This is a genomic window from Streptococcus pseudopneumoniae, assembly GCF_001072375.1.
In the GTDB taxonomy this organism is placed as follows: domain Bacteria; phylum Bacillota; class Bacilli; order Lactobacillales; family Streptococcaceae; genus Streptococcus; species Streptococcus pseudopneumoniae_L.
On the sequence record NZ_JVKV01000107.1, the window covers coordinates 1 to 24,448 of the forward strand.

At 38.4% G+C, this 24,448-nt stretch carries 31 protein-coding genes; 7 read left to right on the forward strand and 24 right to left on the reverse strand.

What is annotated here, in order from left to right; all coding sequences use genetic code 11:
- Positions 1-53: 53 nt before the first annotated feature.
- The 11 genes from ADH31_RS08770 to ADH31_RS08815 form a co-directional block, all read right to left on the reverse strand.
- Positions 54-701 (reverse strand): hypothetical protein, encoded by a 648-nt coding sequence (locus ADH31_RS08770; RefSeq protein WP_049510223.1) that lies wholly within the window; start codon positions 699-701, stop codon positions 54-56.
- Positions 702-1,235: 534 nt separating this feature from the next.
- A complete protein-coding gene (locus tag ADH31_RS08775) occupies positions 1,236-2,690 on the reverse strand; it encodes a virulence-associated E family protein (RefSeq protein WP_049510225.1) in 1,455 nt (484 codons plus the stop codon).
- Positions 2,683-3,198, reverse strand: a complete 516-nt coding sequence (locus ADH31_RS08780) for a hypothetical protein (protein ID WP_049510227.1) — start codon at positions 3,196-3,198, stop codon at positions 2,683-2,685. The genes ADH31_RS08775 and ADH31_RS08780 overlap by 8 nt, the downstream gene beginning before the upstream one ends.
- On the reverse strand, positions 3,189-3,458 hold the full coding sequence (locus ADH31_RS08785) for a hypothetical protein (RefSeq protein WP_049510228.1): 270 nt from the start codon (positions 3,456-3,458) through the stop codon (positions 3,189-3,191). The genes ADH31_RS08780 and ADH31_RS08785 overlap by 10 nt, the downstream gene beginning before the upstream one ends.
- A 4-nt stretch (positions 3,459-3,462) precedes the next feature.
- Positions 3,463-3,669 carry a hypothetical protein gene (locus tag ADH31_RS08790; protein WP_049510230.1) on the reverse strand — a complete coding sequence of 69 codons (207 nt, stop codon included), beginning with the start codon at positions 3,667-3,669 and terminating at the stop codon, positions 3,463-3,465.
- Between the two features lies 1 nt (position 3,670).
- Positions 3,671-3,871 (reverse strand): hypothetical protein, encoded by a 201-nt coding sequence (locus tag ADH31_RS08795; RefSeq protein ID WP_049510232.1) that lies wholly within the window; start codon positions 3,869-3,871, stop codon positions 3,671-3,673.
- Entirely contained in the window at positions 3,868-4,320 is a 453-nt protein-coding gene (locus tag ADH31_RS08800; RefSeq protein ID WP_049510234.1) for a hypothetical protein, read from the reverse strand. Before ADH31_RS08800 ends, ADH31_RS08795 begins: the two co-directional genes overlap by 4 nt.
- 204 nt (positions 4,321-4,524) lie before the next feature.
- The gene (locus tag ADH31_RS10120; protein ID WP_162837410.1) at positions 4,525-4,674 is read right to left on the reverse strand and encodes a hypothetical protein; all 150 of its coding nucleotides are present in this window, start codon (positions 4,672-4,674) and stop codon (positions 4,525-4,527) included.
- 2 nt (positions 4,675-4,676) lie between these two features.
- Complete coding sequence (locus ADH31_RS08805) at positions 4,677-5,105, reverse strand: hypothetical protein (protein WP_049510236.1); 429 nt, start codon at positions 5,103-5,105, stop codon at positions 4,677-4,679.
- A 118-nt stretch (positions 5,106-5,223) separates the two neighbouring features.
- Positions 5,224-5,478 (reverse strand): hypothetical protein, encoded by a 255-nt coding sequence (locus ADH31_RS08810; protein ID WP_049510238.1) that lies wholly within the window; start codon positions 5,476-5,478, stop codon positions 5,224-5,226.
- 254 nt (positions 5,479-5,732) lie between these two features.
- Complete coding sequence (locus ADH31_RS08815; RefSeq protein WP_000909283.1) at positions 5,733-5,918, reverse strand: hypothetical protein; 186 nt, start codon at positions 5,916-5,918, stop codon at positions 5,733-5,735.
- A gap of 155 nt (positions 5,919-6,073) precedes the next feature.
- Between ADH31_RS08815 and ADH31_RS08820 the strand changes: the two genes are divergently transcribed.
- From ADH31_RS08820 to ADH31_RS08845, 6 genes are all read left to right on the forward strand, one after another.
- The gene (locus ADH31_RS08820) at positions 6,074-6,658 is read left to right on the forward strand and encodes a helix-turn-helix transcriptional regulator (RefSeq protein ID WP_049510240.1); all 585 of its coding nucleotides are present in this window, start codon (positions 6,074-6,076) and stop codon (positions 6,656-6,658) included.
- A gap of 34 nt (positions 6,659-6,692) precedes the next feature.
- Entirely contained in the window at positions 6,693-6,962 is a 270-nt protein-coding gene (locus tag ADH31_RS08825; protein ID WP_049510242.1) for a DUF4177 domain-containing protein, read from the forward strand.
- A gap of 260 nt (positions 6,963-7,222) precedes the next feature.
- Entirely contained in the window at positions 7,223-7,687 is a 465-nt protein-coding gene (locus tag ADH31_RS08830; protein WP_049510243.1) for a DUF6978 family protein, read from the forward strand.
- Positions 7,680-8,468 (forward strand): DUF1828 domain-containing protein, encoded by a 789-nt coding sequence (locus tag ADH31_RS08835; protein WP_049510244.1) that lies wholly within the window; start codon positions 7,680-7,682, stop codon positions 8,466-8,468. The genes ADH31_RS08830 and ADH31_RS08835 overlap by 8 nt, the downstream gene beginning before the upstream one ends.
- Positions 8,469-8,872: 404 nt before the next feature.
- Entirely contained in the window at positions 8,873-10,039 is a 1,167-nt protein-coding gene (locus tag ADH31_RS08840) for a tyrosine-type recombinase/integrase (RefSeq protein ID WP_049510246.1), read from the forward strand.
- A gap of 125 nt (positions 10,040-10,164) precedes the next feature.
- Complete coding sequence (locus ADH31_RS08845; protein ID WP_049510247.1) at positions 10,165-11,133, forward strand: NAD(P)/FAD-dependent oxidoreductase; 969 nt, start codon at positions 10,165-10,167, stop codon at positions 11,131-11,133.
- A gap of 33 nt (positions 11,134-11,166) precedes the next feature.
- Here ADH31_RS08845 and whiA read toward each other — a convergent pair whose 3' ends face one another.
- From whiA to rlmD, 13 genes are all read right to left on the reverse strand, one after another.
- Positions 11,167-12,078: a DNA-binding protein WhiA gene (gene whiA / locus ADH31_RS08850; RefSeq protein ID WP_049510249.1), complete on the reverse strand. Its 912-nt coding sequence runs from the start codon at positions 12,076-12,078 to the stop codon at positions 11,167-11,169.
- Positions 12,075-13,052, reverse strand: coding sequence for a YvcK family protein (locus ADH31_RS08855; RefSeq protein ID WP_049510251.1), 978 nt, complete (start codon positions 13,050-13,052; stop codon positions 12,075-12,077). Before ADH31_RS08855 ends, whiA begins: the two co-directional genes overlap by 4 nt.
- Positions 13,049-13,939, reverse strand: a complete 891-nt coding sequence (gene rapZ, locus ADH31_RS08860) for an RNase adapter RapZ (protein ID WP_000163050.1) — start codon at positions 13,937-13,939, stop codon at positions 13,049-13,051. Before rapZ ends, ADH31_RS08855 begins: the two co-directional genes overlap by 4 nt.
- Before the next feature lie 51 nt (positions 13,940-13,990).
- Positions 13,991-14,371, reverse strand: a complete 381-nt coding sequence (locus ADH31_RS08865) for a RidA family protein (protein WP_001140424.1) — start codon at positions 14,369-14,371, stop codon at positions 13,991-13,993.
- 9 nt (positions 14,372-14,380) lie between these two features.
- Complete coding sequence (gene yihA, locus ADH31_RS08870; protein WP_000405195.1) at positions 14,381-14,968, reverse strand: ribosome biogenesis GTP-binding protein YihA/YsxC; 588 nt, start codon at positions 14,966-14,968, stop codon at positions 14,381-14,383.
- A gap of 8 nt (positions 14,969-14,976) precedes the next feature.
- Entirely contained in the window at positions 14,977-16,209 is a 1,233-nt protein-coding gene (gene clpX, locus ADH31_RS08875; protein ID WP_007555413.1) for an ATP-dependent Clp protease ATP-binding subunit ClpX, read from the reverse strand.
- 31 nt (positions 16,210-16,240) lie between these two features.
- Positions 16,241-16,411: a hypothetical protein gene (locus ADH31_RS10125; RefSeq protein WP_000442255.1), complete on the reverse strand. Its 171-nt coding sequence runs from the start codon at positions 16,409-16,411 to the stop codon at positions 16,241-16,243.
- A complete protein-coding gene (locus ADH31_RS08885) occupies positions 16,411-16,917 on the reverse strand; it encodes a dihydrofolate reductase (protein WP_000162497.1) in 507 nt (168 codons plus the stop codon). Before ADH31_RS08885 ends, ADH31_RS10125 begins: the two co-directional genes overlap by 1 nt.
- Positions 16,918-17,044: 127 nt before the next feature.
- A complete protein-coding gene (locus ADH31_RS08890) occupies positions 17,045-17,563 on the reverse strand; it encodes a Dps family protein (RefSeq protein WP_049510252.1) in 519 nt (172 codons plus the stop codon).
- 149 nt (positions 17,564-17,712) lie between these two features.
- On the reverse strand, positions 17,713-19,494 hold the full coding sequence (locus ADH31_RS08895) for an ABC transporter ATP-binding protein (RefSeq protein WP_049510254.1): 1,782 nt from the start codon (positions 19,492-19,494) through the stop codon (positions 17,713-17,715).
- A gap of 10 nt (positions 19,495-19,504) precedes the next feature.
- A complete protein-coding gene (locus ADH31_RS08900) occupies positions 19,505-21,241 on the reverse strand; it encodes an ABC transporter ATP-binding protein (protein WP_049510256.1) in 1,737 nt (578 codons plus the stop codon).
- Between the two features lie 124 nt (positions 21,242-21,365).
- Complete coding sequence (gene tpiA, locus ADH31_RS08905) at positions 21,366-22,124, reverse strand: triose-phosphate isomerase (protein WP_049510258.1); 759 nt, start codon at positions 22,122-22,124, stop codon at positions 21,366-21,368.
- 117 nt (positions 22,125-22,241) lie between these two features.
- Positions 22,242-23,609 carry a 23S rRNA (uracil(1939)-C(5))-methyltransferase RlmD gene (gene rlmD, locus ADH31_RS08910; protein ID WP_049510259.1) on the reverse strand — a complete coding sequence of 456 codons (1,368 nt, stop codon included), beginning with the start codon at positions 23,607-23,609 and terminating at the stop codon, positions 22,242-22,244.
- A 55-nt stretch (positions 23,610-23,664) separates the two neighbouring features.
- Here rlmD and ADH31_RS08915 point away from each other — a divergent pair, with 55 nt between their 5' ends.
- A complete protein-coding gene (locus ADH31_RS08915; protein WP_049510260.1) occupies positions 23,665-24,438 on the forward strand; it encodes an aminoglycoside 3'-phosphotransferase in 774 nt (257 codons plus the stop codon).
- Positions 24,439-24,448: the final 10 nt, after the last annotated feature.

Below are 24,448 nucleotides of genomic sequence, written 5' to 3' on the forward strand. Positions count from 1 at the left end.
CCTACTCTCAGCTGTGAGTTTCTTATACATTTATATTTCTATTGAAGATTTTATTATTTTTTATTGTAGTTTAAAATCAATTTATACGCTTCAAACTCCTTGAAGCAATTCATTGCATCACGAAGATTATCGCCTCTGATTTCGTAGGAATAAAAATTAAATCCTGTAGTGCCTTTAGTGGTAAAGTTTGTTTGTAAGTCACGGATTGTGTTCTCAGCTTCATTTCTTAAATTATTGCATTCTGTATAAAGATCTTCAAGTTCTTTAAGAAGACTACTAGCATTTTTAAATAATCTATCATCTTCTTTTTTCATAAAATCACGGATTTCATCCTCAATACTTTGCGTCTGTTCTTTAGAAATATAATTCTTATTTTCAATGCTACTAAGACGTTTTTTGTACATTTCTCGTTTTTTATTTAATACGGAAATCTTTTCTTCAATTTTGGTGTAAGATTCAGCATCCATGTTGTCTTCAGCAGCAGCCAATTCTTCATACTGTGAACTAATTTCAGATTCGATTATTGGTAAATAATCACTGATTTCAGCTAATTCTTCCGCTTGTTTGTTCCGTACTTCTTCTAGTTTCTTTTTATTTTTTTCAATTACATTCATCTTCTTCTCCAATTCTTTGTTAAATATTTTTTTGTATCCGTCGTTAATTTTATCTGTCTCGTTTCTTATCCTTGGTTTTTCTAACATTTTCACCTCATTTCACTACTGTTATATTTAACATATCTTCTATTCTGTTAAATTCAAAGGATTCCCTCAATCCCTTTTGTATCAGGGGGGTAGGTCTATTTTGCGTTTTTTAATTTACATTTTTTCAATGTGTTAAATTAGAAGAGTATTTAGGCATTAATTTTTGCTAATTTATGACATGATTTTTAATTCTGTTTAACTATCATTCTCTCAATTTCAAAAAAAGTAGTCATTTTTGAATATCTAGTGACTACCACTTCTGCCTTACAGCCACAAGGGTTTAGAAAATGTGTAGTCAGGTAGTCACCTCGCTCCGAAAAAAAATAAATAATAAACGCCTTTAATCTATTTATTCTATTTACTTTATAAATAATGTAAAATAACTACTTTTTAACATAAAAGTCAATAATATCAAGGGTTTAATAGGGTAGTCAGTAAAAACTTAAAAACTACCCTTTTTCTAAATCCTTTTTGTTTAAAGGCTCTAGCTCCCCTCTAAAAGGTAGTTATTTTTTGAGTTAGTGACTACCCTAACTACCTTTTATATTTTGAGTAACCAGGTTTAACGCTTTTTCCAAATTTCAAAGATCGTTTGTGTTCCCATCCCTCTTTATTTTGCATATACTTTTTAACCTTTGCTTTATCCTTTGGTGGTGCTTTGTCAGTTAGATAGACTTCTTGGAAAAATAGGTTTATAGTCATCTTGTCACGTTCTACCAATTCGCCATATTTATCTGTATCAAGTTCAACAGTTCCACCTTCACTATTTCTAAAATAGCCCTCGTTCATCATGTCATAAATATAATAATACCTGGTTCTATCTGTAACTGGGTAATGGTACATGTTTTTTGGAAAAGGTAAGGCCAAATAACGTTCCAAATCCTCAAGTGTTTCATCTGTAAACTTGTAACGACTTCTAACATCATTTACTAACTTTTCATGCTCGTCTGTGAGCATTAGAGACTTGTTTGACTTCCAAGCCACCACCATAGCACCCCAAAAGGCTCTACGGTCTTTCTCCGTCCATTTTCTGCCCTTATAGGAGTTATCTTTATGGACTTCTGCAACCAGGAAGCGCCTTTCTCCTGTCAAGTCGTTCAAATAATCATGATCATTAGTAGCCCTCACGATGATAAAATTCTTGGGTAGTCGTCTATCACTGGAAGCATAAGGCGGTCTATACTCTAGTTTGGTTTCGGTGATGAACTTCTTCAACTCTGAAAAACTAGCCTTTTTACTGGCCACCATTTCATCATCAAATACACACCAATTTCTAACCATTCTAGCCTTATCGTCTTTGTCTGTGAAAGTTTCAACGGTTGTAAAATACTTGTGAGTGAATAGTCCCTCAAAAAATTGGGTCTTTCCTACTCCCTGCCGTCCAGTCAAGTCCAGCACAAAGTCAAACTTAATAGAGGGGTCAAATACCTTAGCAATCGCTCCACGAAAAAACAAGTCCATGATAATACGGTTATACTCGTCATCTTTGATATTCAGATAATGCCTCAGAATATCAAAAGGATCTCGCTGATACACTAGCTTTTGATACTCGCTTTCGCATGATTCCAGATAGTCTTTTAAAGGGTTGTAGCTATGCTCTCCAGCCACCACTTCCAAAATATCAGCTATATCCCCTTTTTTATAATCTATCTTGTACTTTGTAGCAATATATGCCCTAATCTCTCTAATAATTAAGTCGTCAATGGTTCCGCTTAAGGTTCTACCGTTCAATTTTGTTGGTTTTGTCACGTCAATTTCATAAGTGAATGTATTGTACTGTATCGCCCCCTTCAGCTTGCTATCTCCGCTTAAAATCTTCTTGAGATTGTCCAAGGTTATGGCAAAACCTTTCCCCTTGGTTTTAGGTGTTAGATTCAGGCTATTGTTTTCCTCGTTGGTCTCTCTTGCTTGGGTCAAGTCCACCACGTCAGGCGGCGTTTGCTGTTGCTCTTCCTCAATGATTTTACTTACAATATCATTGCTATTCAAAAGCCACCTCCTTATAGAATTTTGTTGCTACTTCTAGGAAATAGCTGGCTAGTTCTTTTCGTTTAACGATTGCAGAAAACAAGTCCAACAGCTGACTAAAACTGTAACCATTCACAAATAGCAATCGGACAAAAAGTGAAGTCTCATACCTGGTATAAATGCCATTACAAATCAGGTCAAAAATCCAGCCTTTTAACTCCACTCCAAGCCCCTGCCGTTGCTCTGTCAATTTATTTACCTCTAAATCTTTCAGGATCATCAGCAAGTCAGGACTAGCCAAAGCAATTTCCAATGATCTAGTTAGCTCCCAGCCTTCCTTATGGCTTTTATCATCTCTGATAGTTACATATAAGCCTTTGTACCGAAAATCTGTAAGTCCCTCACCTACTGGCTCGTAGTACACAAACTTATAGTGCTTCCCATTCTTCCAAACTTGTGTAGGGGTAGACTTGAGAAAGGCAAATAATGCTAATTTTTCAGCTGATAAAATCAACTCGATCACTCGCATTCTTCCACCCCCATAAATTTATGAATGTCATCCACTAAATAAAATACAATTCTTGAATCTTCATCGGGCGGTTGATAGCGCCGTAAGCCCAATCTCTCAAACTTACTTAGTGTATTGTCGCTGATTTTTAACTCTTGCTTGACTTCACTTCTATTCATCAACTTAAGCATTCTAGGCGGTACTTTCTCACGGCTTTTTAGATAACGCTCGATAGCTTCTAATATTTTTGTTTTGAGTTCCTCAATCATCTTTTCAAACATATCATCACCTCCACGGCTTAACCCCTGCAAGCTGAATATAACGCCCATAATCAGGGCTTAAATCCTCGCTAGGTGTCTCTTTCATCTGTCTATTTTCTCGCTCAATCTGGACGCTTTTTTTACGGTCTCGATGGTTTAAATAAATCAACAAACCAATGATTAACACGGAAAAGATAAGTGCCTGTGTGTTGGTTAAATTTAACTCATTCATCTTATGTCCTCGCTTTGTAATTCTTGATGTATAACTGTTGCACTTCAGGCTCCATCTTTTGGAAAGCTTCAACTTCTTGAACGGTTACTTTTTTATTGATAAAATCAACGATAAACTGGAATAAATTCGGATTGTTTACCTTTAAATTAGCCATGAAGTTATCAAATTCTGTTTGTGTCATGTTTTTTATGTCTAGTGTCATTGCATTGCCTCTTCAAACTTCTCTACTAGACAATCCTTATTCACTTGATGAGTCCCATTTTTAGACTTAAAAATGATATCCTTCAAGGTTATAGTAGCCTCTAAATACTCCTTTTCAGCATGTTCTATATATGCCTGTTGCTCTGCTTCGTTGTCAAAAAAGTGCTTGGCTTGGCGTTTAAAGAATGCTTGTCGCATAGCATCCATTTCAAAAATACCAGGGTGGAAAAACATTCCCGTAGTGCTTTTAGAGACTGCCTCGATTTTATAGCTTTCATTCAATTCAGGAAGTTCAATCCAAAGTAAGCGGTGTAAATTTTCTTTGATAGCTTTTAATTGTCCTGATAAGAGTCCTATTCTTAAAAAATCATTGTTTTCGTCTGCTTGGTGTAATTCCATACTAATTCTATCCAAGCTTTTAGCGATAATATCGTATGTTGTTTCTGTCATAGTCTACTATTCCTTTTTCTTGCCGTTTCTTATACAGTATTAGCACCACTTCAAACGCTGGGCGATTGCCCCTAGTTGGCGGACGCATGTAGTGATGTTTCGTGAGTAATTACCCACATTTTTACTAAACAAGTGCTTAGAGTCGCCGTGTCAGCACTCATTTTTCAAAACCTTTTCTAATTGCTTGCCTGCTCTTCGGTTTTCTTAGTTTGTCTTTGTTTCGTTTTCGATTTGATCGCCTAATCTTTTCCAGGCTCTATCAAATTCTTTACGTTGAATTTCTTTGCTATGTAATTGCCTTGCTAATTCCATACCTCTACGCATGAATCTAGCAAAATGTGTCTTTTCTTCCATCCCTAGCTCTCCATCATGTCATAAAGTAGGGCGTAGTATTTATCTGGAATCCTATCCAAGGCTTTCAGTCCGTCATGTTCTGCTTTTTGTCTAGTTTCTGCCTTAACCGTGCTATCAAAGGCAATAGAAAAGGCATTTAACATAGCCTTGTAGCGGTCTACACTCTTCAAATAGCGACCACGTTCCCCAAGTTCCTTGTCTTCCAGTTCTTCTTTTACAGTATCGTCCAAGAGTTCAAACTTAGTGTAAACTCCTTTTTCTACTTTAAAACCTAGTCGCTTGTTTTGTCTGAGATTGTAAAGATTAACCTTGCAACTGTCTAGGTTACGGTAGCCTAACACTCCTGCGATTTCTTCTAAGTTTTTGCCCTCAAGTTCAGGCAATTTTTCAGCAATATCCTTGAATTTTACTGTTTGATGTCGTTTTCTCATTGTGTACCTTGTCTTTCTATGCTATAATCAAGGTATAGAAAAATATCTATACCATTCATCTAGTTGCTTGCTCTCCTCGACCAAAATTTGAGCAAGTGACTTTTTTTGTTGTCTTGTTTCATGCTTTTTTCCCTGACTTAGGCTTATAAAGCAAGTCTTTACTTTCGATAAGATCCATAATCCAGCTGATTCCCTGCTCCACCGTTTCAAGAAATGCGCCCAGGTCTTCACTATCCAAAGTCTCATAGTTCATACAAAGATATTCGGCTAGTTGTCTGTCTTTCTCAACTAGCTTTTTAAAATCCTTGAAATGCTTGGGAATTGGAAAACCCTTGCTGTTAGTAATTGTTTCAAATTCTACGTTATTGTCCATTATCAAACTTTTTGCACTTAAATAATAAGTTTCCTTTCTGCTTTTTTCTCATGCTTGCCACTTAAGACAGTACCATATGAATTTACTAATTGAGATAGGAGACAAAACCGTTATAAATCCTTGATACTGCCATAGGTAGCAAGCATCTTAATCTATCGAATAGCTAGCTAGTCTGATAAATCAATCTTCAGTGCTAAAGCACCATACAAGAAATTTGTAAATATAAACTAAAATCGTGATTGGTTCGCTCCTTTCTAATAGTCTTCTGCAAGCCACTGCATGGCTTTTTGGTAAATGCTCGGCTTTACTTCACCACCGTCTCGAATTTTTCGATAGGTAACTTGTGTAACTCCGATTTCCTCGCCTGCTTGCTTTGCAGTCAATTTCTTGTCTGCCTGCTTTCGGCGAATCGCTTTTGCTTGTGTTGAGGTAATAAGCAATGATATTTCTCCCTTCTTTTTGTTATCATTTTTGATAACTTATAGTTAGAGTATAGCATCATAAATGATACTTGTCAACAGAAAATAATTTTATTTGTTATCTTTTTTGATATTTTTTTATTTTATGCTATAATTACACTGAGGTAGTAGCATTTATGAAAAATCGCATTAAGACTCTTAGACAAGAGCACGGAAAAACACAAGAACAATTAGCTAACGAAATCGGAGTAAAAAAATTAACAATATCTAGATGGGAAAATGCTGAAAATGTTTCTCTGAAGCAAGATAAAGCTCAACAATTAGCAGATATATTTGGAGTAAGTGTTTCTTATTTATTAGGCTATGAAGATAATTTTGTTGAATCAGTAAAAGAGCTTAGTCAAAAAGATGGTTCAGATGAAGCCTTTTTAAAAGCTTTTAGAGCATACTATGAATTAAAAATGGCTGATGGTACTGAAAATCTATTAACTTTAAAAGGGGAAGATTTTCTAAATAGGTATCGTGAAGAAATTTTAAAAAGCCTCATTCCAAATTTTAATGAGTTAAGCAAACATGACATAGAAAAATACTTATCAGATGATAAGATTATTAATGAAGCAGAGCAAAAACTTAATGATTTTCTATTTACTCTTGGAACATTAAACCCTCAAGAGGTTCAATTATTGGTAAACTTCATCTTTCTATCTGAAGAAGATAAACAGATTGTGTTAAACCTATTAAAATCGTTGTCAGATAAATAACAAATAAAAATATGTATAACAAGGAGTAAGCCCCATGGGATTTTTTGACACTGTAAAACAAGAAGGTAGTTTTTCTACTGCATCTGGAGCAAATGGACTACACTACGTTGTCCTCCAGGTAACTTTGAAAGAAAAGTTTTTCGGTACTGGATCAGGAAACCTTACAGAATTAGAAGATGTTATCAATAAACAAGCTTCAAAAGGTTATCGCCTACATACCATCACAACCGCCAATGGTGGAAGCAAAGGACTAGGCGGTGGTGACCGTATTCAAGCCACAATGGTTTTTGAGAAGATTATCTAAACTCTTTCCTGATATCTAAGCTTTTCTCTGTTTAGATAATTAGAATAGTCACCTAACATTTAATAATGAGTTCTCTTCATTTGCTGAAATATAGCCAAATTACTTTAGTGAATTACAAGAAGAATACAATGACTATACCCTTAAAGTGACAAGTCGGAACAAAGATAAAAATTAAAAATATACTTTACTTGCTAAAATAGTAATTCCAGAATTTATTTTGTACAACAAGAAAAACATAAGTATTTATAAAGAAAGATAAAATGAATTATTCAAACTTAGATGATGCACAAGTGCAAGAAATTATAAATAGATTAAAACATCCTAAAAATCAGCTAACTTTTGATCAGATTTACAACACCATTTCCGCAATGTTTGGTAAAATAGAAGTGGACGAGACTATAATTGACGATGATGATATCCAATATATTCTTCATATCTTTCGAGGTAGATTAAACAATGAACGTTTCAGCATACATCTTCGACTAAAAGATTTTCACGACCACATAGTTAGAGTTGACATTCATCCATCGAACAGACACATTAATCCTGATGGAAAAGTTATTATTGGTAGTCATATACATATCTATTCCAATAAACACGACAAGAGAGATTCCATTGCAATACCTTTGAAAGATTCTAACTTCCCTAATGTAAATCAGATAATAGATGTATTTACGGAATTTATATCATACACAAATATAAGAAAGGAGAAAGATAATGAATAAGTCCAACACATTGAAAAAAGTATACTTCGACTGGCTTATGAAAGAGTATCGCTTCGCTGACCTTGACAATCATACTGTTGAAATCAGTACTCCTTTTTTAGATAACGATTTTGACCATATCATTCTATATGCTGAATTCTTGAACAATGGTCGAGTTACCTTAACAGATGACGGCTGGACTATCAACAACCTAAAAAGTCACGGCGTAAATTTAAACGGCCGAACCTTACATAAAAACAATATTCTAAACACAATTGTGAGTAGTCTAGGCACTGAGTTAAATAATAACGAACTTTGTATAACTACTAGCTTGGAAAAATTTCCTCTAGCTAAACAACGTCTTCTTCAAACAATCATGCAAGTAAATGATATGATTGTATTAAAAGATAAAAATGTAAAGAATATTTTCCATGATGAAGTCGAGGAAATTTTAAGAAAAAGAGAAGTATTTTTTACAAGCAGAACTTCGTTTTCTGGTAAAGAAGGAATTACAGTTCAATTTGATTTTACAATCCCTACACGGAAAAACGAAAAATTGATTAGAACTATTTCAAATGGTAATGATCTTAACAGAGCAAAATTACTTGCAATGGATACTAGAATTCTCCAAAATCATAAACATAATGCAGAATATGTTGCACTTATTGATGACACAAGTCATAAGTTTGAAAAAATGGTAGAAACAAAGGCAATCTTTGAAGAAAATACCAAAGCAAAAATTTTACTGTTGCCTCATACTAAATTTTTAGAAGAAGAAGATATATTGACAAACTTCGCTTAAATAGTTTTAAATTCTAAAGTTACTCCAGTCTTCTTACTTAAAATATCAATTTAAAGTTGACAAATGGCTTCAAATGGATTAAGCTTAATTTAATCTTATGAATGGTTGCAGTAGCGACCTACCAAAAGGAGCCTCTAACGAAGCTCCTTTTGTGCTTTGTTTCGAGCTGTAATCAATGAGCCTTTTTACAAATATTAAAAATTAATAAATACTTTGATTAGGATTTTTCACTAATTAAGTTTAACGCCTCTACAAGCTCTATATAACCTTGTTTCCTATTCTGGTATATTTTACTATCCGTCCTCTTAAAATCGAAAATAGAGGGGTTCTCGTAGCTCCTCGCATGGCATAAACTCAAAACCTTTTCTAATTGCTTGCCTGCTGATGGAAAAGGAGTTAAACCCATGAAAATTACACAACACACGAAAAAAGACGGATCAACAGTCTACCGCTCTAGTATCTATCTTGGCATTGATTCTGTGACTGGTAAGAAGGTCAAGACGACCATATCAGCCCGAACGAAGAAGGAAATAAAAGCAAAGACTATACAAGCCAAAGTAGAGTTTGAAAAAAACGGTTCAACTGTCACAAAAGTAGTTAAAGTTACCACATATCAAGAATTGACGGATCTTTGGCTAGAAAATTACTCCCATACCGTAAAGCAGAGCACCCTAGTAGGAACAAAAACCAATATAAGAAAGTACCTACTACCAGCTTTTGGAGATTATAAACTTGACAGAATAACCCCTGCCATCATTCAACACCAGGTCAACCAATGGGCTAAAGAATACAACCAACTTGGAAAAGGGTATCAACAATACCACCACTTACACGCTTTAAATAAGCGTATCATGTCTTATGCCGTCTCATTACAAGTTATTTCTACAAATCCAGCTAGTGATATCATTGTTCCACGGTGCAAGCCAAAAGAAGAAAAGACATTGAAATATCTTGATGATGAGAATTTAAAAAAATTCTTAGCTTATCTAGATCAGTTACCTAATACTTACAAAAATTTCTATGACACGGTGCTTTATAAGACGCTTTTAGCTACTGGTTTGCGTATCCGTGAATGTCTAGCCCTGGAATGGTCTGATATTGACTTAAAAAACGGGTCATTAGAAGTTACTAAAACTCTAACCATGACAAAAGAAATTACAAGCCCTAAGACTAAATCAAGCATAAGAGTAATTGACTTGGATAATAAAACAATGCTTATGCTTCGCCTATATAAAAACAGGCAAGCACAATTAGGGAAAGAAATAGGTATGACTTTTGAAAAAGTATTCCCTAATACTTTTGATAATTACAGAGAAGCTGGAGGACTCCGTTTTAGACTTGAGAAACATTTACAAAGCGCTGGTTGTCCTCGTCTAAGTTTTCATGCTTTTCGCCATACACATGCTAGTATCTTACTAAATGCTGGTATAGGGTATAAAGAAATTCAAACAAGACTAGGCCATTCTAAAATTTCAATGACTATGGACACATACAGTCATTTATCAAAAGATAGCAAAAAAAGGACTGTTTCCATTTTTGAAAAAGTCCTCGAAAATTTAAAAAGTTCCTAAAAAAGTCCACAAATTATAATCCCTACTATCCAAGAAATAGCTATATCAGGGACTTTAAGCATTTTATCACAATTTGGTAGAAAATATGATAGAATAAAATGATAGAAATGAATTAAGGAGAAACCATGTCTGAACTATATGATATCACCATTGTAGGAGGTGGACCTGTCGGTCTTTTCGCTGCCTTTTATGCTCACCTTCGTCAAGCCAAAGTACAAATCATCGATTCTCTTCCTCAACTAGGTGGTCAACCTGCCATCCTATATCCTGAAAAACAAATTCTCGATGTTCCAGGTTTTCCAAACCTCACAGGGGAAGAATTGACTAACCGCCTTTTGGAACAACTTGAAGGGTTTGAGACGCCTGTTCACCTCAATGAAACTGTTCTTGAGATTGAAAAAGAGAATGATGTTTTTAAGATTACAACTAATAAGGGAAATCATACTTCTAAAACCGTTATTATTGCTATGGGAGGAGGTGCTTTCAAACCACGTCCACTCGAATTAGAAGGTGTTGAAGGCTATGACAATATCCACTACCACGTTTCTAATATTCAACAATACGCTGGTCAGAAGATAACCATCCTAGGTGGTGGTGACTCAGCCGTTGACTGGGCTTTAGCTTTTGAAAAGATTGCTCCAACTACACTTGTGCATCGTCGCGATAACTTCCGTGCTCTTGAGCATAGCGTCCAAGCCTTGCAAGAGTCTTCTGTGACTGTCAAAACACCATTTGTGCCAAGTCAGCTTCTTGGAGATGGAAAAACTTTAGACAAGCTTGAAATCACAAAAGTTAAATCCGAGGAGGCAGAAAGCATTGAACTCGATCATCTCTTTGTCAACTATGGCTTCAAATCTTCTGTAGGTAATCTTAAAAAATGGGGACTTGACCTTAACCGTCACAAGATTATCGTCAATAGTAAGCAGGAGTCAAGCCAAGCTGGAATTTACGCTATTGGTGACTGCTGCTACTACGAAGGTAAGATTGACTTAATTGCGACAGGTCTTGGGGAAGCACCAACTGCTGTCAACAATGCCATTAACTACATTGACCCAGAACAAAAAGTTCAACCAAAACACTCTACAAGTCTATAAGAAAAGAACCACGAATCATACGATTCGTGGTTTTTACAGTTCCTCTGCGATTTTGTTAATCTTTCTCAGTCGATGATTGACACCACTTTTGGTGAGTGGATTTGTCAGACTATCTGCCAGCTTCTGGATAGAATAGTCTGGATGCTGAATACGCAGACGGGCAACTTCCTGCAAGTCTGCTGGAAGATTATCCAAGCCAATTCTATCTTTGATTTTACTGATATTGTTAATGGTTTTCATACTCGCTGAAACCGTACGAGCAATATTAGCCGTCTCTGCATTATTGGCACGATTGAGATCATTTCGAGTTTCTCGGAGAATCTTGACACCTTCAAAAGTATCTCGCGCCTGCATAGCTCCTACTAAAATCAGGAAATCCATAATATCTTCTGCTCGCTGGAGATAGGTCACTGCACCTTTTTTTCGTTCAATCACCTTGGCATCTAACAAGAACTGCTGCAAGAGCGAAGCGATCCCTTGGGCATGGTCCAGATAAACTGAACTAATTTCCAGCTGATACTTGCCTGACTCGGGATCTCGAATGCTCCCATTTGCTAAAAATGCACCACAAAGATAGGCACGACCTGCTTCTTCATCTTCTAAAATATCCGGATCAATTCCCGTCTCCAGACCAAAGAAAGAATCAGCCAAACGCAAATCCGCTAAAAGTTCTTGGACTTGTTCATCTGTAAACACAGTATAGACCCGATTTTTACGAAGATTGCTTCTCTGATGATGACGAATCTCCGACTTGATACCATAAAAGTGCAAGAACGATTCATAGAGATGGCGGGCAAGCTTGGCACTCTCTGTAACAACGGATAAGGTCAAGCCAGAACTAGACAAACCTACGCTTCCAGACATCTTGATAATGGCTGATAACTCATAGCGACTCAGGTGGTGTTGACCTAGGATTTCTTCTTTTACTGCTACTGTGAAACTCATTTTCTCACCTGTATGATGCGCATTAATTCATCAACGATTAAATCCCCATCATGGAAGGCACCACCATTTTCCAAACGTAGGAAGTTGGATGAAATGACACGGGGAACTTGTTGATACAAACCATCGAAATCATGCTCAACCTGAACTAGATACTCATCAAAACGGTTGGTGTCCATATAGTCTCTTGGAACCTTCTCGATATTAACAAGCACAGTATCAATAAATGGTCTACCCAAATGACGATGCAAGACTTCTACGTGATCACTATCTGTAAAATGCTCAGTCTCACCACGTTGGGTCATGATATTGCAAACATAAGCCACCTCTGCTTTGGTTTCAAGAAGGGCTTTTCCAATCTCTTCAATGACGATATTCGGCAAAATGGAGGTAAAGAGTGAGCCAGGCCCTAAGACAATCATATCACTCTCAAGAATTGTATTGACAACTCGACGGCTAGCCTGCGGTTTTTCATCATTCAGGGTATTGGTAACATAAACATGGTCAATCATGCCTGGATGGTCTGCAATGTGACTTTCCCCAGCTACTTCTGAACCATCTTTAAAGACTGCATGCAGGGTCAAGGGATGATCACTAGATGGATAAATCTTTCCAGTCGTATGGAAAAACTTACTCAGTAATTGCATGGCGTTATAGGTCGAGCCCTGCATTTCAGAAAGCCCTGCTATGAGAATATTCCCCAGTGGATGTCCAGCAAAGGCACCTGCATCTTCAGAGAAGCGGTATTGAAAAACCTTCTCATAGAACTTTGGCATATCTGACATGGCAACAAGCACATTGCGTAAATCCCCAGGTGGTGTCAACTGCTGCATATTTTTACGCAGTTCACCTGAAGAACCTCCGTCATCAGCAACAGTTACAATGGCTGCAATGTCAACATCTCTTTCCCGTAAACTTTTTAAAATAACAGGGATACCGGTTCCACCACCAATCACCGTAATTTTTGGTTTTCTCATGAACGGTTTACCGTTTCCTTTCTTCGGTCTTTATCACGATGACTTTCATTTACAGGCCAATTTTTAGACAAATCAGTGGCTAGTCGTTTGGCAAATGCAACACTCCGGTGTTGTCCACCTGTACAACCTACTGCAATGGTTAAAACAGATTTTCCTTCTTTCTTATAGCCAGGTAGGATTGGTTCAATCAAGGCCAACAAATGGCGGTAGAAATCCTCAGATTCCTCATGATTCATAACATAGTCATAAACGGCCTGATCTTCACCTGTCTGATTGCGAAGTTCTGGTAGATAATAGGGATTTGGGAGGAAACGAACATCAAATACCAAGTCAGCATCAATAGGAATGCCATATTTAAACCCGAAAGACATAACCTCAATACGGAAGGACTGAGCCTGTTCTTGATCTGAAAACTGCTCTGCAATGGTCTTACGTAGTTCACGAGGAGTTAATTCTGTTGTGTCTACCACGTTTTGGCTCATATTTTTCAAGGGTGCCAAGAGTTCGCGTTCCAGCTTAATCCCGTCCAAGATACGACCATCTGCTGCCAGAGGGTGACTTCTTCTAGTCTCCTTATAGCGTGCCACCAATTCCTTATCTGCTGCATCCAAAAAGAGGATTTTAAAGTCCAAATCATCTTGATTTTCCAATTCATCTAAGACAGTCTGAATCTCTGAGAAGAAAGAACGACTACGCATATCCACCACTAGGGCCAACTTGTGGTCATCATCCTTGGTCTCAACCAACTGTAAAAATTTTGGTAAGAGGGCAGGTGGCATATTATCAATGGTAAAATATCCTAAATCTTCAAAGGATTGAATAGCTACAGTTTTTCCTGCACCACTCATCCCTGTAACAATCACCAGGTGAAGTTGTTTTTTTGTCATCTTTGTCTCCTTATATCAAAAGAAGTTTGGAAGAACCAAACTTCAACTCGCTTATCCAATCTCTGCGATGACTTCAATTTCGACTTTTACATCGCGAGGAAGACGAGCTACTTCTACAGCTGAACGAGCTGGAAATTCCTTGTTAAAGGCTGTTTGGTAAACCTCGTTAAAAGGTACAAAGTCGTTCATATCACTCAAGAAGCAAGTTGTTTTAACAACATGGTCAAAATCTGTCCCTGCTTCTGCTAAAATAGCTCCAATGTTTTTCAAAACTTGTTCAGTCTGTTCTTGAATCGTTTCTCCTACGATTTCTCCAGTTTCAGGAGATAGTGGAACTTGACCGCTAGCAAACAAAAGGTTGCCAACGATTTTTCCTTGAACGTAAGGTCCGATTGCCTTTGGAGCTTTATCTGTATGAATTGTTTTTGCCATTTGTATTCCTCACAATTTTTCTAAAATAGCATCCCAAGCTTGATCCATTCCTGCTTTTGTTACGGATGAAAAGAGGATAAAATCATCGCTTGGATCAAAATTTAATTTCTTTTTAATAGCTGATTCGTGCTTATTCCATTTTCCACGCGGAATCTTGTCTGCCTTTGTCGCTACAATGATGACAGGAATCTCATAATACTTAAGAAATTCGTACATCTGCACATCATCTGCTGACGGATCATGACGAAGGTCAACGAGACTAACAACCGCCCGTAGATTTTCTCGAGTAGTTAAATATTCCTCAATCATACGACCCCATTTTTCGCGTTCCTTTTTGGAAACACGGGCGTAACCATAACCAGGAACGTCTACAAAGCGCATCTTATCATCAATATTAAAGAAATTGAGTAGTTGTGTTTTTCCTGGTTTTCCTGAAGTACGAGCTAGATTCTTACGATTAAGCATGGTGTTGATAAAGCTTGATTTTCCAACATTTGAGCGACCTGCAAGAGCAATCTCAGGAAGTTCATCCTCCGGATAATGGGACTTGTTGGCTGCACTCAGCAAAATCTCAGCATTGTGTGTATTGATTTCCATAGTCACCTCTAGGCTGTCTCTAGAATTGGCTTAGCCGTTCCGTCAACTGCTTCTTTTGTGATACGAACTGTTTTCACATTCTCTTGACTTGGAACTTCAAACATAACGTCTAGCATGGTTTCTTCGATGATTGAGCGAAGACCACGCGCACCCGTTTTACGTTCGATGGCTTTGTTTGCAATTTCCTGGAGAGCTTCGTCGTCAAATTCAAGCTCTACATCATCATAAGAAAGCAAGGTCTGGTATTGTTTGACCAAGGCATTTCTTGGCTCCTTCAAGATGCGAACCAAGTCATCCACAGTCAACTGCTCCAAGGCTGCAAAGACAGGCAAGCGTCCAATTAACTCAGGAATAATTCCGAATTTTTGAATATCTTCTGCGATGATTTCTTGCATATAAGAGCTGTTTTCGTCAATAGCCTTGTTGTTTTGTCCAAAGCCGATAACTTTTTCACCAAGACGCTGTTTGACAATCTCTTCGATGCCATCGAAGGCACCACCCACGATAAAGAGGATATTCTTAGTGTCCACTTGAATCATTTCTTGTTGAGGATGTTTACGTCCTCCTTGAGGTGGTACGCTAGCTACAGTTCCTTCGATAATCTTGAGGAGGGCTTGTTGCACACCTTCACCAGAAACATCACGTGTGATAGACACATTCTCGCTCTTCTTAGCAATCTTGTCGATTTCGTCTACGTAAATAATTCCACGTTCTGCACGTTCGATGTTAAAGTCAGCTGCTTGCAAGAGTTTGAGGAGGATATTTTCCACGTCCTCACCGACATAACCAGCTTCAGTAAGAGCTGTTGCATCAGCAATGGCAAAAGGAACATTCAAACTTCTAGCAAGGGTTTGAGCAAGGAAAGTCTTCCCTGAACCAGTTGGACCAATCATCAAAATGTTTGATTTCTGCAAATCCACATCTTCTGTCTCTTCACGAGTGTCATGGAAATTGATGCGTTTGTAGTGGTTATATACAGCCACTGCCAAGGCACGTTTGGCACGATCTTGACCGATTACATAGTGGTTCAAGATGTTTAAGAGTTCGATTGGTTTTGGTACTTCAGACAAGTCTGCCAAGACTTCCTCAGCCAACTCCTCACGAATAATTTCCTGGGCCAACTCCACACATTCATTACAGATAAAGGCGTTGTTCCCAGCGATTATTTTTTTAACTTCTTCTTGGCTTTTGCCACAAAATGAGCAATAAACCATCATATCATTTTTCCTATTAGTAGGCATGATTCCCTTCCGTTCTAAATGATTTTTCTATCTAAAATAAGGTCATATAAAAAGCATGAATGCTATTCACCAAGTTTGTAAAGGCATTTAGCCAAAGTAGAGTAGCAAGTCCAAAGCGCTTTTTACGAAAAGCGTGTGTTCCAGCTACAAGACAGACAGCACACAAAAGAGCTGTAAAAAATCCAAAAATACTGCGCTCCATTAGACTTCCTTTCTCTTTCTATATTCGATGGTGAAATCATAGGCATTTTTATCATCTTTAGCATAAGATTTGCTTGCAAGAGTCTCAAAAACAGTCAAATCAAAATCTTCCGGGAAATAAGTATCCCCTTCAACTTGAGCGTGGATTTGTGTCACAATAATCTCATCGAGATATGGTTCAAAAAGCTGAAAAATCTGCTTGCCTCCAATAATATAGAGATTTTTATCCTGGTTCTGATACCAGTCTAAAACGTCCTCAACATTTTGGAAAACCAGAGCACCCTCAATTGACTCTTCAGGATTGCGCGTCAAAATCAGAGTCTCACGTCCTGGAAGCAAACGTCGTCCCATCCCATCAAAGGTGACACGTCCCATCAAGATGGCATGATTCAAGGTTGTTTCTTTAAAATGTTTTAACTCTGCTGGCAAATGCCATGGTAAGCGATCCTCTTTTCCGATTACACCCTTTTCATCTTGGGCCCAGATGGCTACGATTTTCTTAGTCATGCTTTCATCCTTTTTATTGATAGTTCTATTTTATCAAAAATCTTGAAAAAAGACTGTTTTGGAACGCCCTCCGAAATAGAAAAAATCCGTAGAAACTTTCTACGGATTTTTGACAAAATAGAGTATCTTACAAACCAGGTGCTTGTCCCAATTCTGCTGCAATCATCCAGACAGTTTTTTCAAGGTCTGCCTTAGCACCAACGAAAATATCATTGGTTACATCATCACCTTCTTCATCTGTTACATCCAAAGCTTTTTGGAAAAGAGTGATGAGGTAACGATAAATTTCAAGAACACGTTCCAAACTTTCTTCTACATTACGGAATTCTCCAACTTCTTCCTCGATTTCACTGTGTTGAAGGAATTCTGTCAAAGTAGAGTATGGTTTGCCACCAAGTGTAATCAAGCGTTCGCTGATTTCATCAAGGTAACCATCTAGGCTATCCATGTATTCATCCATCTTAGGATGCCATACTTGGAAACCACGACCACGCATGTACCAGTGTACTTGGTGAAGGGCAATGTGAGCCACATACAAGTCTGCTACTGCTTGGTTAAGCACTTCCTTTGTTTTTGCTAGCGCTTCAGGCGCTGATTTAGATAATGTTGTTACGTCTTTTAATGCATCTTTTTTCAATTCTACCATTTTTCTCACCTCATAATATTATTTTTGCAACCATATTTATTGATTACTACCTCAGTATACTACACCTAGTAGACAAAAGCAAGAAAATTAACCCATATTAAAAAAGTTGTAATTGACTGATAATTTAAGAAAATGAGTGGCTATTTATCCTAGCTATTTTCTCTGTTTTTACTAGAAAATTGACTTTGATAAAGGTCATAATAGAAACCTTTTGCAGCTAAGAGACTTTCATGATTTCCTTGTTCGATAATCTGTCCATCTTTCAGCACCAAAATCTTGTCCGCTTCCTGAATAGTAGAAAGTCTATGGGCGATAACAAAGCTTGTTCTTCCCTTCATCAAACGCTTCATGGCCTTTTGAATCAAGAGCTCCAAGCGGGTATCGACTGATGATGTCGCTTCATCAAGGATTAGAATTTTGGGATCTGCTAAGAGTGCACGCGCGATAGTTAACAACTGTTTTTGCCCAAGAGAAATATTACTTGACTCTTGGTTCATTTCCATGTTATAGCCACCAGGAAGGGTACGAATAAAGTGGTCAACATTGGCAGCCTTAGCAGCTTCAACGATTTCCTCATCTGTTGCCTCAAGATTTCCAAAGCGAAGATTTTCCTTGATACTGCCTTCATAGAGCCAGGCGTCCTGTAGGACCATCCCAAACTGACGACGGTAGTCCTGACGAGACAGGTCACGAATATCTTGCCCATCCACTAAAATTGCACCAGCTGTCACATCGTAAAAACGCATAAGAAGGTTAATCAAGGTTGTTTTACCTGCTCCAGTAGGTCCCACGATAGCTACCATCTCTCCAGGTTCAACATCTAAGTTGAAATTGCGAATCAATGGTTTATTTTCCACATATTGGAAATCGACATTCTTGAAGCTAACTTGACCTGTCAATAGTGCTAGTTCTTTTACTTCAGCAGCTTGAACTTCTTCCTGTTCATCCAAAACTTCAAAGACACGGTCAAGTGAAGACTTGGCACTTTGCATTTGTCCTGCTAATTGAGTGATATTTTGGATCGGTTGACTGACCTGCCACACATACTGAACGAAAGCCTGCATATTACCGATGGTTAAGCGGCCTGCAATAACCTGCAAACCACCTAATACTGCAACAATTAAGTAAGTTAAATCAGACACGATATGAAGGACAGGCATCATCAAACCTGAAATAAAGCTAGCCTTGAATCCAACTTGTTGCAATTCATCCGTAATCTTTTCAAACCTCTCTTGAGATTTTTCTTCGCGTCCAAAAAGTTTGAGGACATTGAAACCTGTCAAGTTTTCCTGCACAAATCCATTCATACGACCTAGAATGGCTGCCTGCTGTTTAAAGTATGGTTGCGAGCGATTTAGAATCGTTTTAGCTCCAAAATAAGTCACTGGAATCGACAAGATAACAATGATAGCCAACTGAAGATTTAGATAGAGGACCATTCCCATAACAAAAAGAATGGTAAAGACTGCATTGACAATCTGTAGGAAAGATTGTTGAAGGGCATTTGAAACAGTTTCAACGTCACTGGTAAAACGACCTAATAAATCTCCAAACTGGTGCTTGTCAAAGTAGGACACAGGAATGCGATTGATTTTTTCGCTCATTTCATTTCGCAAATCCTGTATCATAGACTGCACCGCATTGGTCATAAAGTAGTTTGAATAATATGACCCCAACTCATAGAGAAGCCCACGCAAGAGATAAATCACTAGAATTACTGCGATATAGCTGGTATTGATAGCCGCTCCTGCAACACCATTTGCCATAGCAAGAAGATTGCTGGTTAATTCTGTGATAGCAAGCCCTAATACAAAAGGCTCGATAACACTCATAATGACGCTGACTATTTTCAAGAAGACTGCAAAGAAAACAGAGAAACGGTAGGCTTTTAAATAGCTCCATAGACGAGCTAGACTAGATTGTTGTTTCATCCTTTACCTCCTATTCTTCTGTCAGAGACGCATTTTTCAGCTGCGACTCAGCAATTTCTCGATAGATGTCATTGGTTTCCATCAATTCTTCATGACGGCCACGACCAACGATTTCACCCTTATCAAGGACAATGATCTGGTCAGCATCCATAATAGTTCCAACACGTTGCGCAACAATCAATACCGTAGCATCTTGCGTCACTTCCTTGAGACGACGTCGCAAGATTGCATCTGTACGGTAATCCAAGGCCGAGAAGGAATCATCAAAGATGTAGATGTCTGGACCCTTGATGACTGCGCGGGCAATCGACAAGCGTTGCTTCTGACCACCTGATAGATTGCTTCCGCCTTCAGCCAGATGCGTTGCGAAACCTTCTTCTCGACTTTCGATAAAGTCTTTGGCTTGGGCTACATCAGCTGCTTGGTGCAAGTCCTCATGACTGGCATCCTCTTTCCCGTAACGGAGATTGTCTGCGATAGTTCCAGTAAAAAGCAAGGCCTTTTGTGGAATAAATCCAATCTTCTGACGGAGAGATTTGAGTCGATAATCTCTGACATCAACACCATCGACCTTAATTTTCCCTAGCGTAACATCGTAAAAACGAGGAATCAATTGAACCAGAGTAGACTTACCTGAACCAGTTGAACCGATAAAAGCAACGGTTTCTCCCGGTTTAGCAGTAAAGGAAATGTTGTGTAAGACAGGACTTTCTGTTTCACCAGGATAGGCAAAGGTTACATTATCAAATTCTAGATATCCATGAGTTTCTGTCTCTTGAACTCCATCCTCATTTGGATCAATGGAAATCGGCATATCCATGATTTCCTTCAAGCGCTCGCTAGATACGGCAGTACGTGGATACATGGTAAAGAGGTTTGACAAAAAAAGGAAGGACAAGAGAGCATGGAAACTATACTCGATAAAGGCCACCAAATCCCCAATCTGCAAATTTCCATGCTTCAGTGGATCAAGGGAAAACCAAACGATAGCCACAATCATAGCGATAATGATTTGCACAAATAGCGGTTCTGTCAAACCAGTTAATTTGAACAAACGATTGGAATTATCCGCATAGATTGCATTTTTCTCTTCAAAACGGTTTTCTTGGAAGTCTTCACGAGCAAAGGCTCGAATCACTCGTAGCCCCATCAAATTTTCACGGACATACTGGTTTATCTTGTCCAAAGTTTTCTGTTGCTTTTCAGATAAGGGACGCGTTTTGACCGCCACATAAAGGACTACTACAGCTAGAAATGGAACAGAAAAAGCGACAATCCAGGCTAGTGAAGGACTCGTCAAGAAAATCATGAGAATACTCGACAGCATCATCATGGGAGTGATAACACCCAACTTAAGCGTTTGTTCCGCAAACTGCATGAGGACAAAGGCATCACTGGTAATACGAGTAACTAGTGAAGACACACCAATTTGTTCATATTCGTGATGAGAATACTCTTGTAACTTAGCATAGACATCATTGCGCATGTCCTTAACCATATTCGTGGTCAATTTACTAGCAGCATAAGCCAGAACAACCCGTCCAAATGTTCCCAAGACGATAATAACCAACATGATTACGGCCCAAAAATAGAGTTTATCCTGGTCACCTTGGTTGATTCCCTGGTCAATCATGCGGGCCAAAACTGTTGGTAAACCTAGATTGACAATGACAAAGAAAATTGCCCCGAGAAAGTCTAACACTAACCACTTGGGATAGCGTTTGAGATAAGACCAAATATAAAGCATAATTCTCCTTTCTTTTTCTTCTAAAATGCAGAAAAGAGCGTGCTTTCGCACGCCATTTTACTAAAAAGAAGACAGGCAGCCAAAACCTCGAGAGAGGGAACTGTCTGTCTCAGATATTTAAGGCTTATTTTACAAAGTCAAGCAATGCCAAGAAGCTTTCTGGGTCAAGTGATGCACCACCAACTAGAGCTCCGTCAACGTCTGGACAAGCCATGTATTCAGCAACGTTTTCAGGTTTAACTGAACCACCGTATTGAACACGTACTTTGTCAGCTACTTCTTGACCGAAGTCAGCAGCAACAACGTCACGAACAACTTTACACATTTTTTGTGCGTCGTCTTGTGAAGCAGATTTACCAGTACCGATAGCCCAGATTGGCTCATAAGCGATAACTGATGAAGCTACTTGTTCTGCAGTCAATCCAGCAAGAGCAGCTGAAACTTGAGCACCTACGAATTCTGCTGCTTTACCAGCTTCGTAAGTTTCAAGTGACTCACCACAACAGATGATTGGAAGCATGCCGTTAGCAAAGATTGCTTTTGCTTTTTTGTTGATGTCTTCGTCTGTTTCGTGGAAGTAGTCACGACGTTCTGAGTGACCGATAACAACGTAGTCAGTACCGATTTCTTTCAAAACTTGTGGGCTAGTTTCACCAGTGAAAGCACCAGCATTTTCAAAGTAGCAGTTTTGAGCAGCAACTTTAAGGTTTGAACCTTTAGCAGTAGCAAGAACAGTTGTCAAGTCAAGAGCAGGAGCTGCGATACCTGCTTCAACAAGATCAGCTGAAGGAAGTTTTGATGCTACAGCTTCAACGAATGCTTTTGCTTCTTCTGGGTTTTTGTTCATTTTCCAGTTACCAGCGATAAATGGTTTACGTGACATTTCACATACCTCTTTTTTCATTTTATTTTCTACTTATTTTATCATATTTATAGATAGCTTGCAAATCTTACTCTGTAACTAGAAGTCTTCTTTTCAAAAACTTTCCAGTTGCCATTTCTATTTGAAAGCTGGCTTGCGCCTCGTTAATTTGACCACTGCTTCTGTTCTAGCCGTGTGTGGAAACATGTCAACGGACTGGATATAATGCAGGTCATAGACCTCTACCAAACGGACTAAATCACGCGCCAAGGTAGACACATTACAAGATACATAAACCATCTTTTCAGGAGCGTATTTGACAATGGTATCCAAGAGCTTATCATCTAAACCTGTACGTGGCGGATCCACAATCAAGGCATCTGCACGATAGCCTTCCTTGTACCAACGAGGGATAATTTCTTCTGCAGTCCCTGCTTCATAATGAGTATTGGTATAACCCATACGCTTAGCATTTTCTTTGGCGTCCTCAATGGCTTCTGGAATAATATCCATCCCTCTCAAACTTTTGACTTTTTTAGCAAAAGCGAAACCAATGGTCCCAACACCACAATAGGCATCGATCAGATGGTCGTCCTCAGTCACGTCCAAGGCCTTAACGGCTTCACTATAGAGAATTTCAGTCTGTTCAGGATTAAGCTGATAGAAAGCTCGAGGCGAAAGAGAGAACTCATAGTCTAAAACACCCTCACGTATACTATCCTGCCCCCAAATAATCTCTGTCTTGTCCCCATAAATCTCAGAAGTTTTAGCAGTATTGGTATTGACTGCGACAGTCACTACTTCAGGATAATCCTTGACTAGGTCTTTCACAAATTGAGTCAAATTCAATTGGCGATTGGTCACAATGATAATCTGAACTTGCCCAGTTTTCCGTGCTCGACGAACCATGATGGTCCGAACTCCAAGAATTTTCCGTTCATCTGTAATCGGAATTTGATGGTAAGTCAAGAGTTCAGCAATGCGATTAGCAATTGTTTGTGTCTCCTTGTCTTGAACAAGACAGTCCTTTAACTCGACCAAATAATGCGAATTTTGAGCATATAATCCCGCCTTAACTTGGCCTTTAAACTTTCGAGTTTGGAATTGCAGTTTAGCCCGATAATACTTGGGTTCCTGCATACCAATAGTTGGTCTAATCTCAAAGTTTTCATAGCCAGCAGGGGCAAATTTCTTCAGAGCTTGATGGAGAAGATCTGTCTTGAACTCCAGCTGCTTATCATAATGAAGGTGCATGATCTGACAACCACCACACTCATTATAAATAGTACAGTCTGGAACCACTCGAAACTTAGATTTTTTATTAACCTCAAGCAGTTTAGCCTCAACGTAGTTACGCTTAACCGAAGTCACCTGACAATAGATATCTTCTCCCTTGAGGGCTCCTGGAACAAAAACGAGGGTTTTCTGGAAAAAACCAATTCCTTCCCCGTTAATCCCCATACGCTTGATTTTTAATGGAATTTTTTGTTTGACTTTTAGATTCATAAGTCTATTATACCACGTAGTTTCTCAATGGTTAAGAATATGTTACAATAAAACCATGAATACAAAGATATCTTTTTCCTCATTGGATTTTCCTGAGCAATTACGAACTTATATAGAGGGGGCAAACCTATCTGACAGCTCTTCTCATTCAGGCGCAAGAGTTCTCTATCTTGATTCAGGTTACTATTTAAAAATTGATCAAAAGGGAAGATTAGAGCGAGAAGCGAGCATTGCGAGTTGGTTTGAACAAGAGGGAATAGGAACTCCAGTCATCCACTATCTATCAACAGATAAAGACTACCTCCTGACTAAAGAGGCTATTGGTCATGATGCTCTCGCTTTTTTAGACCAGCCAGAAAAAATCTGCCGAACCATGGCAGAGGCTCTTAAAAAGCTTCACAACTTAAACCCACAAAATTTTCCATCAGAAAATCATTTAAAAGCCTATAAAGAAAGAGCCTTTAAAAACTATGAAAAAGGGGAGTTCTATGCCAAGGCGCTCCTACCCCAATTCCAGATTAACAGTCGCGAAGAGGCCTTCCAACTCATCCAAGAACAAGGGCACCTTTTAGAAACAGATGCCTTTATTCACGGTGATGCCTGTCTACCAAACTTTATTCTAAAAGATGCTGACCACTTCTCTTGTTTTATTGATCTTGGTTTGGCTGATTTTAGTGACCGGCATATCGATCTCTTTTGGGCAGTTTGGTCCCTCAACTACAACTTAAAAGATCCCAAATATGCTGAACTATTTCTCGACTATTACGGGAGGGAGCTGGTTGATAGCAACAAACTTCGACTCGTTGCTGCCTTCGAAGCGTTTGGATAAGAGGTAAACC

Excerpts from the sequence above, each read along its gene's own strand:
- ADH31_RS08790 (WP_049510230.1), bottom strand. The coding sequence starts at position 3,669 with ATGAATGAGTTAAATTTAACCAACACACAGGCACTTATCTTTTCCGTG.
- ADH31_RS08835 (WP_049510244.1), top strand. The coding sequence starts at position 7,680 with ATGAATAAGTCCAACACATTGAAAAAAGTATACTTCGACTGGCTTATG.
- ADH31_RS08820 (WP_049510240.1), top strand. The coding sequence starts at position 6,074 with ATGAAAAATCGCATTAAGACTCTTAGACAAGAGCACGGAAAAACACAA.
- clpX (WP_007555413.1), bottom strand. The coding sequence starts at position 16,209 with ATGCCTACTAATAGGAAAAATGATATGATGGTTTATTGCTCATTTTGT.
- rapZ (WP_000163050.1), bottom strand. The coding sequence starts at position 13,939 with ATGACAAAAAAACAACTTCACCTGGTGATTGTTACAGGGATGAGTGGT.
- whiA (WP_049510249.1), bottom strand. The coding sequence starts at position 12,078 with ATGAGTTTCACAGTAGCAGTAAAAGAAGAAATCCTAGGTCAACACCAC.
- ADH31_RS08810 (WP_049510238.1), bottom strand. The coding sequence starts at position 5,478 with ATGGACAATAACGTAGAATTTGAAACAATTACTAACAGCAAGGGTTTT.
- ADH31_RS10120 (WP_162837410.1), bottom strand. The coding sequence starts at position 4,674 with ATGGAAGAAAAGACACATTTTGCTAGATTCATGCGTAGAGGTATGGAA.
- ADH31_RS08780 (WP_049510227.1), bottom strand. The coding sequence starts at position 3,198 with ATGCGAGTGATCGAGTTGATTTTATCAGCTGAAAAATTAGCATTATTT.
- yihA (WP_000405195.1), bottom strand. The coding sequence starts at position 14,968 with ATGGAAATCAATACACACAATGCTGAGATTTTGCTGAGTGCAGCCAAC.
- ADH31_RS08805 (WP_049510236.1), bottom strand. The coding sequence starts at position 5,105 with ATGAGAAAACGACATCAAACAGTAAAATTCAAGGATATTGCTGAAAAA.
- ADH31_RS08830 (WP_049510243.1), top strand. The coding sequence starts at position 7,223 with ATGAATTATTCAAACTTAGATGATGCACAAGTGCAAGAAATTATAAAT.
- ADH31_RS08885 (WP_000162497.1), bottom strand. The coding sequence starts at position 16,917 with ATGACTAAGAAAATCGTAGCCATCTGGGCCCAAGATGAAAAGGGTGTA.
- ADH31_RS08900 (WP_049510256.1), bottom strand. The coding sequence starts at position 21,241 with ATGCTTTATATTTGGTCTTATCTCAAACGCTATCCCAAGTGGTTAGTG.
- ADH31_RS08795 (WP_049510232.1), bottom strand. The coding sequence starts at position 3,871 with ATGACACTAGACATAAAAAACATGACACAAACAGAATTTGATAACTTC.
- ADH31_RS08825 (WP_049510242.1), top strand. The coding sequence starts at position 6,693 with ATGGGATTTTTTGACACTGTAAAACAAGAAGGTAGTTTTTCTACTGCA.
- ADH31_RS08895 (WP_049510254.1), bottom strand. The coding sequence starts at position 19,494 with ATGAAACAACAATCTAGTCTAGCTCGTCTATGGAGCTATTTAAAAGCC.
- ADH31_RS08800 (WP_049510234.1), bottom strand. The coding sequence starts at position 4,320 with ATGACAGAAACAACATACGATATTATCGCTAAAAGCTTGGATAGAATT.
- ADH31_RS08770 (WP_049510223.1), bottom strand. The coding sequence starts at position 701 with ATGTTAGAAAAACCAAGGATAAGAAACGAGACAGATAAAATTAACGAC.
- ADH31_RS08785 (WP_049510228.1), bottom strand. The coding sequence starts at position 3,458 with ATGTTTGAAAAGATGATTGAGGAACTCAAAACAAAAATATTAGAAGCT.
- ADH31_RS08840 (WP_049510246.1), top strand. The coding sequence starts at position 8,873 with ATGAAAATTACACAACACACGAAAAAAGACGGATCAACAGTCTACCGC.
- tpiA (WP_049510258.1), bottom strand. The coding sequence starts at position 22,124 with ATGTCACGTAAACCATTTATCGCTGGTAACTGGAAAATGAACAAAAAC.
- ADH31_RS08845 (WP_049510247.1), top strand. The coding sequence starts at position 10,165 with ATGTCTGAACTATATGATATCACCATTGTAGGAGGTGGACCTGTCGGT.
- ADH31_RS08865 (WP_001140424.1), bottom strand. The coding sequence starts at position 14,371 with ATGGCAAAAACAATTCATACAGATAAAGCTCCAAAGGCAATCGGACCT.
- ADH31_RS08915 (WP_049510260.1), top strand. The coding sequence starts at position 23,665 with ATGAATACAAAGATATCTTTTTCCTCATTGGATTTTCCTGAGCAATTA.
- ADH31_RS10125 (WP_000442255.1), bottom strand. The coding sequence starts at position 16,411 with ATGGAGCGCAGTATTTTTGGATTTTTTACAGCTCTTTTGTGTGCTGTC.
- ADH31_RS08855 (WP_049510251.1), bottom strand. The coding sequence starts at position 13,052 with ATGAGAAAACCAAAAATTACGGTGATTGGTGGTGGAACCGGTATCCCT.
- ADH31_RS08890 (WP_049510252.1), bottom strand. The coding sequence starts at position 17,563 with ATGGTAGAATTGAAAAAAGATGCATTAAAAGACGTAACAACATTATCT.
- rlmD (WP_049510259.1), bottom strand. The coding sequence starts at position 23,609 with ATGAATCTAAAAGTCAAACAAAAAATTCCATTAAAAATCAAGCGTATG.